Here is a 15579-nt window from a genome sequence, read left to right on the forward strand (position 1 = left end):
ACGGCTCCGGGGAGGGAGCTGTCGGGCGTTTTGCGCCACGCGCTATATAAAATAATATATAACGATACCGACAAAGGAGCGTCATGACCCCGTTCGCCCCCCGTACCCTGCTGCTCGCCCTGGCCGCCATCAGCGCCGAGGCTGCCGTGGCCGAGCAGAAGAAAACCTTCAGCCTCGGTGAAATCCAGATTTGGGCCCCGCAGGATGAGGCACTCGCCACCGGCAGCAGCGTCGTCGAGCTCGAAGACATGCGCCTGCATGACCGCGAGACCGTCGACCGCGCCCTGGCCCTGGCACCTGGGGTCAACCTCGCCTACATGGGCGGGCGCGCCGAGCAGGTGGTGTACGTGCGCGGATTCGACCGCCTGCAGGTGCCGGTGTATATCGACGGCATTCCCACCTATGTGCCCTATGACGGCAACATCGACCTGGGACGTTTCACCACCTACGACCTGTCGCGCATCGAAGTGGCCAAGGGTTTCGCCTCGCTGCTGTACGGCCCCAATACCCTGGGCGGGGCGATCAACCTGATCACCCGGCGGCCCACCGAAACCTTCGAAGGTGAAGTCGGTGGCGGCCTGGAGCTGACCGACCACGGCAACGTCAACGCCTATCGCAGCTACGCCAACCTGGGTTCCAACCAGGGCAACTGGTGGATGCAGGGTGGCGTATCGTATGTCGATTATGACTACACGATGCTGCCCGACGACTTCGAGCCAACCAACAACCAGCAAGGCAAGGGCCGTCGGGAAAACAGTAACAAGCGCGACGGCAAGTTCAGCTTCAAGCTCGGCTTCACCCCCAACGATACCGACGAGTACGTGCTCGGTTATGTCCAGCAGGAAGGCCGCAAGGGCCAGCCGCCCTACGCCGGCGACCTGCCCGCCAGCGGCCAGCGCAAGCGCTGGTGGGAGTGGCCGCAGTGGGACAAGACCAGCCTGTTCCTGGCCACCAATACGCGCTTCGGCGAGCACGGCCTGAAGACCCGGGTGTTCCGCGACACCTTCAAGAACTCGCTGGAAAGCTTTGTCTACAACAACGGTATCCATGGCGCGATGCAGCCGGGGTTCCCGAGCAAATACGATGACGAGTCCACCGGTTTCTCGGTCGAGGGCGACCTGGCGCTGAGCACCGGCAACCGCCTGGGCATCGCTTATCACTTCAAGGAAGATGTGCACCGCTCGCGCGATGGCAGCGACCCGCAAACCCACTTTCGCGACCAGACCCAGTCCATCGCCCTGGAAGATACCCTGCGCCTGAACGACATCTTCAGCCTGGTCGGCGGGGTGTCGTACAACTACCGCAAGAGCCTCGAGGCCGAAAACTTCGGTACCAGCGCCGCCTCACCCCGGGTCAAGACCCTGTATGACGAGCCGACCGGCAGCGACGATGCGGTCAACAGCCAGTTGGGCCTGTTCATCAACACAGGTCCCTTGCTGGACATCGACCACAACGGCCAGGTGCGCCTGACCGTGGCGCGCAAGAGCCGCTTTGCAACCATCAAGGACCGCTACTCGACCCGCTTTGGCACGGTGATCCCCAGCCCCGATCTGAAGTCCGAACGCGCCACCCACTACGAGCTGGGCTACAGCGGCGCGATCAGCCGCCAATGGACCCTCGACACGGCGCTGTTCGTCAGCAACATCGAAGACTCCATCCAGCAGGTCACCGTCGCCCCGGTCGCCGGTTGCGCAGCGCCGTGCGGCCAATACCAGAACATCGCCAAGGCGCGTAACCAGGGTGTCGAACTGGGCCTGCGCGGCGATCTGGGCAACTGGGAATTCAACACCAGCTACACCTACCTCGATCGTGAAAACCGCAGCAATCCCGAGCTGCGCCCGATCGATACACCGCGCCACAACCTGTTCGCCTCGGCCAGCCTGAACCTCGACGCCTGGCGCCACACCGCCAGCGTCGAAGCCGCTTCGCGGCGTTACAACATGTCCGATGGCAGCCAGATGAGCGGCGGCTACGCGCTGTACAACCTCAAAAGCGGCTATCGCTTGAGCAATGACGTGCGCATCGAAGCGGGCATCCGCAACCTGTTCGATCGCCTTTATGAATACAGCGAGGGGTACCCGGAAATTGGCCGCAGCTACTTCGTACAGTTCAATGTGCCGCTCTAAGGCCTGGCTGCTGGCGCTGCTGCTGGGCGCAGCCAGTGCCCGGGCGGGCGCGCCGCAGCCGGTGGTGGTGTTGACCAGCTACCCCGAGGAGATGATGACGCGCTTCGAAGAGGCCTTCGAGCGCGCCAACCCTGATTATCGCCTGCAGATCCTCTGGCGCCAGGGCTTCGATGCCCTGCCCTATCTGCGTCAGGCCGATCAGGGCGGGGTCGATGTCTACTGGGCGCCGTCACCGGGCAACTTCAAGCGTCTGGCCCAGGACGCCGGCTGGCAGCCGCTAGGGGTCGAGCTGGACGGTTTGCCGCCGCGCATTGGCGGCATCGCCCTGCGCGATCGCGCGGCGCGCTACCAGGCCACGGAGCTTGCCGGTTACGGCTTTGCCATTAACTCGGAAGAACTGGCCAAGCTGAACATGCCTGCCCCGCAAGACTGGCCGGACCTGCTCGATGCCCGCCTGCGCGGGCGCGTCGCCTTGCCCGACCCTGCGCGCGTCGGCTTTGCCCCAGTGCTGCTGGATATCGTTTTGCAGGCCTACGGCTGGGATCAAGGCTGGGCGCTGTGGAGCGAGCTCGCCGGGCAATCGCGGCTGGTGAGTCGCGGTGGCACCCTGGTCAGTGACGAGGTCGCCAGCGGGCGTTCGGCAGTGGGTGTGTCGATCGACTTTTTCGTGGCTTCGGCGGTGAGTAACGGCGAAGCGGTCGAGTTTGTTTACCCGGCCCACGGCGGGCTCAACCCGGCGCATATCGCCATCCCTCGCCAGGCCAGGCAGGTCGAGGGAGCGCGGGCCTTCGTGCGCTTCGTGTTGTCGCCTGAAGGGCAACGCCTGCTGGCCGACCCGGACATTCGCAAGTTGCCGGTGCGCCCCAGCATTTATGCCGACTTGCCGGCGGGCTATCACGACCCCTTCGCCGCCGCCCGCCAGGGCGCCTATGGCTACACCGACGATAGCTCGCGCGAGCGCCTGGCGCTGATCACCTCGCTGTTCGAGCAATGGCTCGGCCAACCCCATGAACGCCTCGCCGTGTTGTGGGCGCGGGTGCATGCCGGTGAAGCCCAGGGCCGCGACCTGACCGCGGTGCGCGAGTTTCTCAGCGTGCCGCCGATCGACGAGGAGCAAGCGACGTCGGCGCCGTTGCTGGCACTGTTTGCCCAGCGCCAGGACCATGGCATGCAGCGCCAGCCCGCGAGCGACCAGGATGCCCTCGGCCGCGAGGAAATCGCCTGGCAGTTCCATAGCGCCCGGCAACAGGCGCAAGCCGAGCGCCTGCTGTCGGCCATGGGCCTGTGAAGCGCGGTATCTGCTTGCTGCTCGCCACGCTGCTGAGCACGCCCGCCAGCGCCGCCGTCAGCCGTGAAGCCTTCGCCCAGCCCTTGCCGGGGCTGGACGATGCGCAGCAACTGGAGCGTTTCTTTCACGGCCGCAGCCTGTTCCGCCAGGCCTGGGTGGTGGCGCCTTCACGGGACGAAGCGGTCGATGGCCTGGGGCCGCTGTACAACCGCATCAGCTGCATTGCCTGCCACCCCAAGAATGGTCGCGGGCAGGCACCTGCCAGTGAACAGCAACCGCTGCGCACGATGCTGGTGCGCCTGTCGCTACCCGGGCACGATGCCCACGGCGGGCCGCTGCCACATCCGGTCTATGGTGATCAGCTCAGCGAATCGGCTGTTCCCGGCGTGGCCGCTGAAGGTCGGGCGCAAGTGCGCTGGCAAGAGCAGTGGGCCACCCTGACCAATGGCGAACGCATCGGCCTGCGTTCGCCGCGCCTGAGCTTCAGCGAACAGGCCTACGGCCCGTTGGGTAACGTGCGCACCTCGATGCGGGTCGGCTCGCCGGTGTTCGGCCTGGGCCTGCTCGAAGCCATCGAGGCCAGCACCCTGCAGGCACTGGCCGACGCGCCCAAGCCCGATGGCGTCAAGGGCCGCATCAACCAGGTATGGAGCGTCGAACGCCAGCGCCTTGAGCCCGGGCGCTTTGGCCTCAAGGCCAACCAGCCGGACCTGCGTCAGCAGATTGCCGGCGCCATGCACGGTGACCTGGGGATCACTTCGCCGCTGTATCCCCAACAGAACTGCACGCCGTTGCAAACGGCCTGTCGCCAGGCCGCCAGCGGCGGCGAACCGGAGCTCGATGCCGTGCAACTGAGCGACCTGCACTTCTACCTGGCCCACCTGGCGCCACCGCCGCGCCGCGACCGGAGCAAACCCGAGGTGCAACGTGGCGAGCAGTTGTTCAACCAGGCTGGCTGCGCACAATGCCACCGCCCGCGCCTGAGCACGGGCCAGCATCCGCTGTTCCCGCTGCTGTCAGCGCGACAGATCGCCCCCTACAGCGACCTGTTGCTGCATGACATGGGCCCGGGCCTGGCCGATGGCCGTGACGATTACCTGGCCACCGGCCGCGAGTGGCGCACCCCGCCACTGTGGGGCCTGGGCTTGCTCGAACGGATCAACCCCGGTGCCGGGTATCTGCATGATGGCCGGGCGCGTACGCTTGAGGAGGCGGTGTTGTGGCATGGTGGGGAGGCGGCAGTGGCGCGGGAGCGCTTTGCAGGCTATTCGCGGCAGGAGCGCCAGGAGTTACTGGAATTCCTGCGCTCACTGTAGAGGTGCAGTGCCCTTGAGAGCCCTCGCCTCACCCGGAGAAAATTAAGCCGGCCTCAGCCCCGACACAGGTGTTCATAACATTGGGCATCAACACACTGATGGAAAGAAAATTTCTCAGGCTCATCGGTTCAGGTTTGATGAACCGACAGTGAACAGCGGCTTTACGCTGCATTCGCTTTGCGACCACTTCACAATTGCCGTTTTCGAATGCGTTGCGGTTGTTAACCAGTGACGGCGCCTTTCGGTAGCGACTAATGATCTCCTTCATTTTTCTACGAGCGTAAAACAACTCGATTAGCACATCGAACATGCCGATCAGCGTTATTGCACCACAGACCTTTACAATAAACCCTGCGTAGGACACGCACTGCCAGCCCACACACTGCTGCGCAGCAACGTAAGTGAAGAGTTCATATATCACCATCGCCACAAACAGAGATACCAACGCAGCAACAATGGATAGCACAGCATATCGTGTGCCACGCATGTGCTGCCGAAACTGCCTGACCAAGGCGTCATCCATTCCATGTTTGCTGGCGAGAAACCAGCTTTTCAGTACCACCTCGAACGCTGGCCCGCCACCTTGAATTTCACGGACCGCCTTTTCAACTTTCTCCAGTACAAAGGACCGATTTTTCTCAAAATCGCAACTCAGGTGAAAACTCATGACGCGCTTGACTGGCTTGCCAGCCTGAAGCTCTGTAGCGTCGACACCCAGCGAAACCCCGCCGCCCAAAGGAAGGGCGAACCCCTGCCCGCGCATGAAAATGACCATCAATAACACAATAACCGTCGAGTACAACAAAACCTCTGGGTGCACGGACAGGCTATTATGGAAGTCGCCGCCCTCTGCGGAACAGACAATAACTATCGCATTCAATAAACTAAAAATCGATAGCAGTATGATGATCGAGAAAACGCCCCGCCGATTGATCCAATAAAACGTTTGGAAGCTATTCTCGGTGAGCGGAACCTTATTTTCCTTGACCCGGCGAGTCACCCACAAAAAACCAATGATTGCGGCGATGCAGATAAAACCGGCGTACTGCAGCACCATTGCTACATAGCCGAGTTCAAGACCGCTACGAATACCTGCCAACAATACATCCTTCACTTCGTCTACCGTTTCCATTCCCACATCCTGCCCGCCATGCTGGGCATGGCCCGATTATTATTGCTGCTAATTTTCGACCCTGCTCATCCGCGTACGCTCATGCCATTGCGATAGCCATTCAGGTACTGGGATGAGCGCGCTATCAAGGTAAGAGGACAGGTACTTGTGATTATCCATCAACCTCCCCGGGTCTTTATAATCCTGAGCGGTCGAGAGCAAGGTACGCCAAGCCGTCGCAGCAATGTCCTGCATTTGCCGTACCTGCTGCGCAGTGTAGGTTTCCATTTTCTGGGTGGGCATGATGCGACTTGCCAACATAACCAGATAATCAACGACGTTCTCCGTGAAATCAGCCCGCGCCGTAACCGCCGATGGCACGTCCTCGAACAGTTGGCACAGCCGGCGGCATCCCGCCGGAGTGTAGAGTGGTGAATCCTCAGAGGTTAACCGCCAGTACAACGAACCGTGTGGATTGCCTGACTGCGCCTGCGCACGGGCCACTCCCCTGGCTTGGATAAACGCCTGCAGGGTGCTGTCGATAACCTCAGAATCTAATGACCGCGCCAGTTTATCGATGAACTGAAGTTGGCGCTGGCTCGTCCTTTTTTCCAGCGAATGCCGATAGAGCATCGCCTGCATCCACTCGAACAGCTCGATCTTGCTACGACACCCCTCCAGCGCACGTTCGAGCAGCTGCTCTTCGCGTTGCACAAAGTCCCGAGGCGCCGATGCCGACATGAAGGACATTCTGCTCAACAACGTATTACCCCATAGGCGCGTGAAGGCGTCGAGGCTCTGGCAACTTTCCTGGATCGCCGGATCACTCATGCGCCAGCTAGTTTCAAGTAACGAAAGCTGCTTATGAGCCGCATCGGTAGATGACCGACGCAACCCTTCACTGTGCTGATCGACCATTTTCCGTGAAGCATCCCCGTAGTCAGCCAGAACCTTTTCGAGAAATTCACGGGCCACATCACCTGGCCGCTTGAAGGCAATGTCAACGCACTGTCTGATAAATGCAGACACCTGCTCGGCCTCTTCTTGTGCGTTCCATCGGCGAAGAAAGTCCTGATATTCCTTGTCAGTGAAAACGGGCTCGCTGATCAGCAACTTTGCCTGTTTTGCTAGCAATGTTGCGGGCACGCGCTCACACAGCAAGAGGAACTCTTGAACCTTGCGCTGCAATGCCTCGAAACCCACCTCGTCTGCCTTGATGGATTCAGCTACAAAACTGTCTTTTTTTGCTTTCAAGCCACTCTCTGCAGATTGCAAAGCCCTCGCAAGTGCACGTTCGGTTGCCGGCGCTTCATGGCGCAAGATGGTTTGCAAAACAATGACTTCCCAGCGTAGCTCGTGGCTGGCGTGCCTTCCTGCCACCTCCCGGTACAAACAGAGTTCCCGGACAATCGCTTTCGCCAAGCGCGGGTTACCCGGCATACAGTCAACGACCCTGGCATAGGCCGGCCTGGGTATGAACGCCAAGTTCTGCTCATACAATGACCAGGCCAGGCTGGCTGCCTGCTCGGCCTCTGGTTCCGGCAAGTGGAAGCGAATATCAATGATTTTTTCCAGAAACCGCTGGGCATCAGGGCCGAAGGCTTGCGAATGATCCTTGAGCGCTTTGCTGACAACCTCCAGGTCAAACGCCAGGACAAAGACGAACCTTGGCCAGTCCAGCAGCTCTTTCAAGCTCATCAATACGCTGGGGATCAATTTGGGGTCGATGCGGTCGAGGTCGTCGATAAATACCAGCACCTGAACCGAATGCAGTTCCGCCTGCAAAGCACGCAAATCCTCGGCACCTGGTTGCAGCCATTTTGGTAGCCTGGCGAGCAACTTGTGCACTCCCCCGACTGCGGCCGTCGTGACCTCTGCGCCAGGCAGGAGCTTCACCCCCGCGTCGATAACGACCTTCACGACATCGGCCATACCGCCCAGTTTCGCAGCGGCGTTTTTAGCCCATCGGGCCAGCCTGGGTACTTTGATCTGCTGTTTACCCAGCTGGCCAAGCAATGCCTGGTAAAAACTGCCGATCCCCCCTTGCTCGGTGGCATTCCACGCTGAAAATCGCACAATCACCCATTGCCTATCTGCCTGACAACGTCGGCGATTCTCTTGCCCAGCCTGACGCTCAATGAAATTCAGCACGCTGGTCTTGCCACTACCCCACCTGCCGCACAAGGCAATTCGCGTCGACCATGCGGGTGTTGCGCTGGCGGCGCGCAGTACCGATCGGGCGATGCTCCAGCGATCGAGCAAATCGTCTTCGCGCTGTTGCGCGGCTCTGTCGTGGCCTTCAACTGCACCTTGTACTTCATGCGTTGGCATTGCTACTCCGGTCCTATCCCTGCATGGCCTCTAGCCATCAATCGCCAGGAGCATACCCTCGAAACGCTGCCCTTACACTCCTCATATCATTCCCAATGATAATAACCTTCGCCCCATTCGATTCGTCGTTGATAGTTTCAAATCGCAGAATCCGCCCACTATCAATAAATTGGCGGACTCCCCATGGAACAGTCACTCAAACCTTTGCGTTACCCCCTTGCTCTATTGGCTGTATTGGTGATGAGTGCCTGCGGTCGCACCCCGGAGGCCGTACAGGCGCCGGCCGCGGCCAAGGTCAGCGTGGCCAAGGTACTGGAACAACCGATCAACGAGTGGGACGAGTTCACCGGCCGCCTGGAAGCGCCGGAAACCGTCGAGGTGCGTCCGCGCGTCTCCGGGCAGATCGACCAGGTGGCCTTCACCGAAGGCGCCCAGGTGAAAAAAGGCGATCTGCTGTTCCAGATCGACCCGCGTCCGTTCCAGGCTGAGGTCCGCCGCCTCGAAGCCCAACTGCAACAAGCCCGCGCCACCGCCATCCGTAGCGAAAACGAAGCCCAGCGCGGCGAGCGCCTGCGCAGCAGCAACGCGATTTCCGCCGAGCTTGCCGAGTCGCGCACCAGCGCCGCTGCCGAAGCCCGCGCCGGCGTTGCCGCGATCCAGGCGCAACTGGACCTGGCGCGCCTGAACTTAAGCTTCACCCGCGTCACCGCGCCGATCAGCGGCCGGGTCAGCCGCGCGCAATTCACCGCCGGCAACATCGTCACGGCTGACGTCACGCCGCTGACCAGCGTGGTCTCCACCGACAAGGTCTACGCCTACTTCGACGCCGACGAGCGCGTGTACCTCAAGTACACCCAGCTGGCGCGCGACGGCCAGCGCGGCCAGAGCACCCCGGTGTACCTGGGGCTGTCCAACGAAAACGGCAACCCGCACCTGGGCCAGATGAACTTCGTCGACAACCAGGTCAACCCCAAGACCGGCACCATCCGTGGCCGCGCGGTGTTCGACAACCGCGACGGGCAGTTCACCCCGGGCCTGTACGCACGCCTGAAACTGGTCGGCAGCGCCACCTACTCGGCGGTGCTGATCAACGACGAAGCGGTCGGCACCGACCTTGGCAAGAAGTTCGTGCTGGTCATGGACAAGGACAACAAGGCCGCCTACCGCGCCGTTGAGCTGGGGCCGAAACTCGAAGGCCTGCGCATCGTGCGCAACGGCCTGAGCAAGGATGACCGCATCGTCGTCAAGGGCCTGCAACGGGTACGCCCGGGCTCGCCAGTCGACCCGCAGGACACGCCAATGGCCAGTGACGCGACCATCGCCGCCCTCGCCCAACAACGTCAGGCGCTCGAAGCCAGTATCCAGGGCAAAACAGTGGCCACCCCCAGCGTAAAACTCGCCAGTGCCTCGGCACCGCGCGGTTAAGGGATCAGTCCGATGAATTTTTCCAAGTTTTTTATCACCCGGCCGATCTTCGCCGCGGTGCTGTCGCTGCTGATTCTGATCGCCGGCAGCATCTCGCTGTTCCAGCTGCCGATCAGCGAATACCCGGAAGTGGTACCGCCCACCGTGGTGGTGCGTGCCAACTTCCCCGGCGCCAACCCGAAAGTGATCGGCGAAACCGTCGCCGCGCCGCTTGAGCAGGCGATTACCGGGGTCGAGAACATGCTCTACATGTCCTCGCAGTCCACCGCCGACGGCAAGGTCACCCTGACCGTCACCTTCGCCCTCGGTACCGACCTGGACAACGCACAGGTTCAGGTGCAGAACCGAGTGACCCGCACCCAGCCCAAGCTCCCCGAGGAAGTTACGCGTATCGGTATTACCGTCGACAAGGCTTCGCCCGACCTGACCATGGTCGTGCACCTGACCTCGCCGGACAACCGCTACGACATGCTCTACCTGTCCAACTACGCCATCCTCAACATCAAGGATGAGCTGGCGCGCCTGGGCGGTGTCGGTGACGTGCAACTGTTCGGCATGGGCGACTATTCGCTGCGGGTCTGGCTCGACCCGAACAAGACCGCTTCGCGCAACCTCACCGCCAGCGACGTGGTCGCCGCCATTCGCGAGCAGAACCGTCAGGTAGCCGCCGGTCAACTTGGCGCGCCACCCGCACCCGGGGCCACCAGCTTCCAGCTGTCGGTCAACACCCAGGGCCGCCTGGTCAGCGAAGAAGAGTTCGAGAACATCATCATCCGCTCCGGCGCCGATGGTGAGATCACCCGCCTCAAGGACATCGCCCGCGTTGAGCTCGGCTCCAGCCAGTACGCCCTGCGCTCGCTGCTGAACAACCAGCCGGCCGTGGCCATCCCGATCTTCCAGCGCCCAGGCTCCAACGCCATCGAGATCTCCGACGAGGTCCGGGCGAAAATGGCCGAGCTGAAGAAGGACTTCCCTGAAGGCATGGACTACAGCATTGTCTATGACCCAACGGTATTCGTTCGCGGTTCGATCGAGGCGGTGGTCCACACCCTGTTCGAAGCGCTGATCCTGGTGGTGCTGGTGGTCATCCTGTTCCTGCAGACCTGGCGCGCCTCGATCATCCCGCTGGTGGCGGTTCCGGTTTCCTTGATCGGTACCTTCGCGGTGATGCACCTGTTCGGCTTCTCGCTCAACGCCCTGTCGCTGTTCGGCCTGGTACTGGCCATCGGTATCGTGGTGGACGACGCCATCGTCGTGGTGGAAAACGTCGAGCGTAACATCGGCCTGGGCCTCAAGCCCCTGGAAGCCACGCAAAAGGCCATGGGCGAAGTGACCGGGCCGATCATCGCCACGGCGCTGGTGCTGTGCGCGGTGTTCGTGCCGGCGGCGTTCATTTCCGGCCTTACCGGGCAGTTCTACAAGCAGTTCGCGCTGACCATCGCTATTTCCACGGTGATCTCGGCCTTCAACTCCCTGACCCTGTCGCCGGCCCTGGCCGCGGTACTGCTCAAGGAGCACCACGCACCCAAAGACCGCTTCTCGAAAGTGCTCGAACGCCTGCTCGGTGGCTGGCTGTTCGGCCCGTTCAACCGCTTCTTCGACCGTGCCAGCCATGGCTATGTCGGCGCTGTCGGCCGGGTCATCCGCAGCAGCGGCATCGCCCTGTTCGTCTATGGCGGCCTGATCATCATGACCTGGCTGGGCTTCTCGTCGACGCCTACCGGCTTTGTACCGGCGCAAGACAAGCAGTACCTGGTCGCCTTCGCGCAACTGCCGGATGCCGCCAGCCTTGACCGCACCGAGGCGGTGATCAAGAAAATGAGCGAGATCGCCCTCAAGCAACCGGGCGTGGCTGACTCGGTGGCCTTCCCGGGCCTGTCGATCAACGGCTTCACCAACAGCCCGAACAGCGGCATCGTCTTCACCCCGCTCAAGCCCTTCGACGAGCGCAAGGACCCGAGCCAGTCGGCCGCCGCGATTGCTGCCGCGCTGAACGCGCAGTTCGCCGATATCGAAGACGCCTACATCGCGATCTTCCCGCCGCCGCCGGTACAGGGACTGGGCACCATCGGTGGTTTCCGCCTGCAGATCGAAGACCGCGGCAACCTGGGTTATGAAGCGCTGTACAAGGAAACCCAGAACATCATCGCCAAGAGCCACAACGTGCCGGAGCTGGCCGGGCTGTTCACCAGCTACCAGGTCAACGTGCCGCAGGTCGATGCTGCCATCGACCGCGAGAAGGCCAAGACCCACGGTGTAGCGATCAGCGATATCTTCGACACCCTGCAGATTTACCTGGGTTCGTTGTACGCCAACGACTTCAACCGCTTTGGCCGCACCTACCAGGTCAACGTCCAGGCCGAGCAGCAGTTCCGCCTTGAAGCCGAGCAGATCGGCCAGCTCAAGGTGCGCAACAACCAGGGCGAGATGATCCCGCTGGCGACCTTCATCAAGGTCAGCGACACCTCGGGGCCGGACCGCGTCATGCACTACAACGGCTTCATCACCGCCGAGATCAACGGTGCCGCAGCACCGGGCTACAGCTCCGGGCAAGCGGAAAAAGCCATCGAGAAACTGCTCAAGGAAGAACTGCCCAACGGCATGACTTTCGAATGGACGGAGCTTACCTACCAGCAGATCCTGGCCGGTAACACCGCGCTGTTCGTCTTCCCGCTCTGCGTACTGCTGGCCTTCCTGGTGCTGGCCGCCCAGTACGAAAGCTGGAGCCTGCCGCTGGCGGTGATCCTGATCGTGCCGATGACCCTGCTGTCGGCGATTACCGGGGTGATTCTGTCCGGTGGCGACAACAACATCTTCACCCAGATCGGCTTGATCGTACTGGTGGGGCTGGCGTGCAAGAACGCCATCCTGATCGTCGAGTTCGCCAAGGACAAACAGGCCGAAGGCCTCGACCCGCTGGCCGCGGTACTGGAAGCCTGCCGCCTGCGCCTGCGGCCGATCCTGATGACCTCGATCGCCTTCATCATGGGTGTGGTGCCGCTGGTGTTCTCCTCCGGCGCCGGTGCTGAAATGCGTCATGCCATGGGTGTGGCGGTGTTCTCCGGGATGATCGGGGTGACCTTCTTCGGTCTGCTGCTGACGCCGGTGTTCTTTGTTCTGATCCGCCGTTACGTGGAACGCAGCCAGGCCCGCAAAGCGGCGCGTGCGCTGAAGCTGGAGACTCATGCATGAACCGCAGTATTAAACTCTTTATGCCCAGCCTGCTGGTGCTGGCCCTGGCCGCTTGTGCGGTGGGCCCGGACTACAAGGCCCCGGACACCGCGGCGGCGCAATTGAGCGCGGCCAACGAACCGAGCGCCAAGGCCACCTTCGACCGCAGCCGTTTTGAAAGCATCTGGTGGAATCAGTTCGACGACCCGGTACTGAACAAACTGGTCAGCCAGTCGCTGGACGGCAACCGCGAACTGCGCGTGGCCTTCGCCCGCCTGAAAGCGGCGCGGGCGATTCGCGACGATGTCAGCAACGACGCCCTGCCCACCGTCACCAGCCGTGCCAGCGCCGACCTGGGCAAGGGCCAGGTGCCTGGCCAGAGCGAGGACCGGGTCAACAGCGAACGCTACGACCTGGGCCTGGACATGGCCTGGGAGCTGGACCTGTTCGGCCGCATCCAGCGTCAACTTGAAGCCAGCGAAGCCGAGCAGGACGCCGCCCAGGCCGACCTGCAGCAACTGCAGGTGAGCCTGATCGCCGAACTGGTCGATGCCTATGGCCAGCTGCGCGGTGCGCAATTGCGCGAGAAGATCGCCCTGGCCAACCTCAAGACCCAGCAGGATTCGCGGGGTATCACCGAAACCTTGCGTGACGCCGGGGTCGGTAACGACCTTGATGTGGTGCGGGCCGATGCCCGCCTGGCGGCGGTCGAGGCCAGCGTGCCGCAACTGCAGGCCGAACAGGTACGGGCGCGCAACCGCATCGCCACTCTGCTCGGCCAGCGCCCGGATGCCCTGGCGGTTGACCTGTCGCCGGCGCAACTGCCGGCCATCGCCAAGGCGCTGCCGGTGGGCGACCCCGGCGAGCTGCTCAAGCGCCGCCCGGATATCCGCAGCGCCGAGCGCCAGTTGGCAGCGGCAACCGCCAACATCGGCGTGGCCACCGCCGACCTGTTCCCCCGGGTCAGCCTCAGCGGCTTTCTCGGCTTTACCGCCGGGCGCGGCTCGCAACTGGGCTCCTCGGCCGCCAAGGCCTGGGCCCTGGGCCCGAGCATCACCTGGGCGGCCTTCGACCTGGGCAGCGTGCGCGCCCGCCTGCGCGGCGCCAACGCCGATGCCGAGGGTGCGCTGGCCAACTATGAGCAGCAGGTATTGCTGGCCCTGGAAGAATCGGAAAACGCCTTCAGCGACTACAGCAAACGCCAGCAACGGCTGCTGGCCCTGCTGCGCCAGAGCGAAGCCAGCCGCAAGGCGGCCGACCTCGCCTCGATTCGCTACCGCGAAGGCACGGTCGACTACCTGGTGCTGCTCGACGCCGAACGCGAACGCCTGAGCGCCGAAGATGCCCAGGCCCAGGGCGAAGTCGACCTGTACCGCGGCATCGTCGCCATCTACAAGGCCCTCGGTGGCGGCTGGCAGGCCGAAAGCGTGGCTGCGGCGAACTGATTCAACGGCTCCTTTGGTTGGTTTCTGACCGGCCTTTTGCCCCGCTTGCGGGGCTTTTTTATGGCCGATCGCGGGGCAAGCCCGCGCCTACAGATTTGGCATCGCTGCGATATCTGTAGGAGCGGGCTTGCCCCGCGATAGGGCCCCACCCCCCTTTTACATTTGACGCCACCGGCCCTCGTGACCCAAGCTCAAGCCTTTGCAGCCGCGACACGCTTCGGATTCACCATGTCGAAACAGCGCCAGTACACGCTTATCAGCCTGACCCTGCTCATCATCCTCGGCCTGGGTGGCTATTTCTGGCGTGACGACAGCCCGGCGCCGACGCCTGCCCTCAAGCACAGCTACACCAAGGCCCTGACCATGGCCCAGGACGGCCAGCCCGGCGCCGCCCGGGTGCTCTACCAGCAACTGGGGCGCAATGACCTGTCGCCGATCCGCCGCGCCAGCCTGTATGCAGAACTGCCCAACTACCCCTCGCCGCTGGCATTGAAACTGGCCAGCCGCGACCTGCAGCATGACGAGCCGCTGGTGCGTCGCGCGGCCATCGCCAGTATCCAGACGATGCTGCCCGGCGCCCAGCGCAGCCTGGTGCTCGGGCCGTTGCTCGATGATGAGGAGCAAAGCGTACGCTTCGCCGTGGTCGATGCCCTGCTGGGGCTCAGCGCCGATGACATCGGCCTGTACTTCGGCCCGCTGCAAGAGGTGCTGGAGCAGTATCAGCAGGTGCTGGCGCAGCGCGACGACGATGCCAGCGCGCAGTTGCACCTGGCGCAGCTGTACCTGCATGAAAACAGCTACCAGGAGGCCGCGCAGGCGCTTGAGCGCACCTTGCAGCTGGCGCCGGATAACCTCGAAGCACTGGCCGCGCAGGTGCAGTTGCTGGAGCGCCAGAACCAGACCGACGCCTCGCGCCAGGTGCTGGCCAAGGCCCTGCAACAACGTCCCGACTCGGCCTTTCTACAACATGAACTGGGCCGCTGGCTGCTGCGCCACGGCCAGGACGAATACGCCCTGCTGGCCTTTGCCCGGGCCCTGGAGCTGGAGCCGGACAACAATGACTACCGCTACACCCTGGCCACCAGCCTGCATCAGTTGGAGCAGGTCGACGCCGCGCAAAAGCAACTGGAAACCATCCTTGCCCGGCAACCGGCCAACCGCAAGGCCCGGGTGCTGCTGATCGAGTATTGGAAAGAGACCGGCCAGTTGCAGAATGTGCAGGTGCTGCTGGCCCAGCTGGAGCAGCAGAATCCCGACGATCCGTTGGTGCAGCAAGGCCTGTAGGCTTGCAAACGACCGTCTGACAACCCGGTTGAACCCCTCAACCCAGCCTGTGGTCCAGAGATAGTGCGAACACGGCAGGCAC

9 protein-coding genes are annotated in these 15579 nt (G+C 62.6%); 7 read left to right on the forward strand and 2 right to left on the reverse strand.

Going from position 1 to position 15579, the window contains the following annotated elements:
• Positions 1-83 precede the first annotated feature (83 nt).
• From LOY54_RS15280 to LOY54_RS15290, 3 genes are read left to right on the forward strand one after another with little or no spacing between them, the layout of a single operon-like run.
• On the forward strand, positions 84-2126 hold the full coding sequence (locus tag LOY54_RS15280) for a TonB-dependent siderophore receptor (protein ID WP_258606988.1): 2043 nt from the start codon (positions 84-86) through the stop codon (positions 2124-2126).
• Positions 2113-3414 (forward strand): ABC transporter substrate-binding protein, encoded by a 1302-nt coding sequence (locus LOY54_RS15285; protein ID WP_258606990.1) that lies wholly within the window; start codon positions 2113-2115, stop codon positions 3412-3414. Before LOY54_RS15280 ends, LOY54_RS15285 begins: the two co-directional genes overlap by 14 nt.
• 14 nt (positions 3415-3428) lie before the next feature.
• On the forward strand, positions 3429-4730 hold the full coding sequence (locus LOY54_RS15290; protein ID WP_258606992.1) for a di-heme oxidoredictase family protein: 1302 nt from the start codon (positions 3429-3431) through the stop codon (positions 4728-4730).
• A gap of 28 nt (positions 4731-4758) precedes the next feature.
• On the opposite strand, the gene LOY54_RS15295 is transcribed toward LOY54_RS15290, so the two are convergent.
• Positions 4759-5862, reverse strand: coding sequence for a hypothetical protein (locus tag LOY54_RS15295; protein WP_258606994.1), 1104 nt, complete (start codon positions 5860-5862; stop codon positions 4759-4761).
• A gap of 48 nt (positions 5863-5910) precedes the next feature.
• A complete protein-coding gene (locus tag LOY54_RS15300; RefSeq protein ID WP_258606996.1) occupies positions 5911-8172 on the reverse strand; it encodes a KAP family NTPase in 2262 nt (753 codons plus the stop codon).
• Positions 8173-8355: 183 nt separating this feature from the next.
• Here LOY54_RS15300 and mexE point away from each other — a divergent pair, with 183 nt between their 5' ends.
• The 4 genes from mexE to LOY54_RS15320 all read left to right on the forward strand — a co-directional run bounded on the left by mexE (position 8356) and on the right by LOY54_RS15320 (position 15497).
• The gene (gene mexE, locus LOY54_RS15305) at positions 8356-9597 is read left to right on the forward strand and encodes a multidrug efflux RND transporter periplasmic adaptor subunit MexE (RefSeq protein ID WP_093381986.1); all 1242 of its coding nucleotides are present in this window, start codon (positions 8356-8358) and stop codon (positions 9595-9597) included.
• Between the two features lie 12 nt (positions 9598-9609).
• A complete protein-coding gene (locus tag LOY54_RS15310) occupies positions 9610-12789 on the forward strand; it encodes an efflux RND transporter permease subunit (protein ID WP_045198110.1) in 3180 nt (1059 codons plus the stop codon).
• The gene (locus LOY54_RS15315; protein WP_258606998.1) at positions 12786-14213 is read left to right on the forward strand and encodes an efflux transporter outer membrane subunit; all 1428 of its coding nucleotides are present in this window, start codon (positions 12786-12788) and stop codon (positions 14211-14213) included. The genes LOY54_RS15310 and LOY54_RS15315 overlap by 4 nt, the downstream gene beginning before the upstream one ends.
• A 228-nt stretch (positions 14214-14441) precedes the next feature.
• Positions 14442-15497: a tetratricopeptide repeat protein gene (locus tag LOY54_RS15320; protein WP_258607000.1), complete on the forward strand. Its 1056-nt coding sequence runs from the start codon at positions 14442-14444 to the stop codon at positions 15495-15497.
• Positions 15498-15579: the final 82 nt, after the last annotated feature.

It is taken from the genome of Pseudomonas sp. B21-032 (genome assembly GCF_024748965.1).
Classification (GTDB): Bacteria; Pseudomonadota; Gammaproteobacteria; order Pseudomonadales; family Pseudomonadaceae; genus Aquipseudomonas.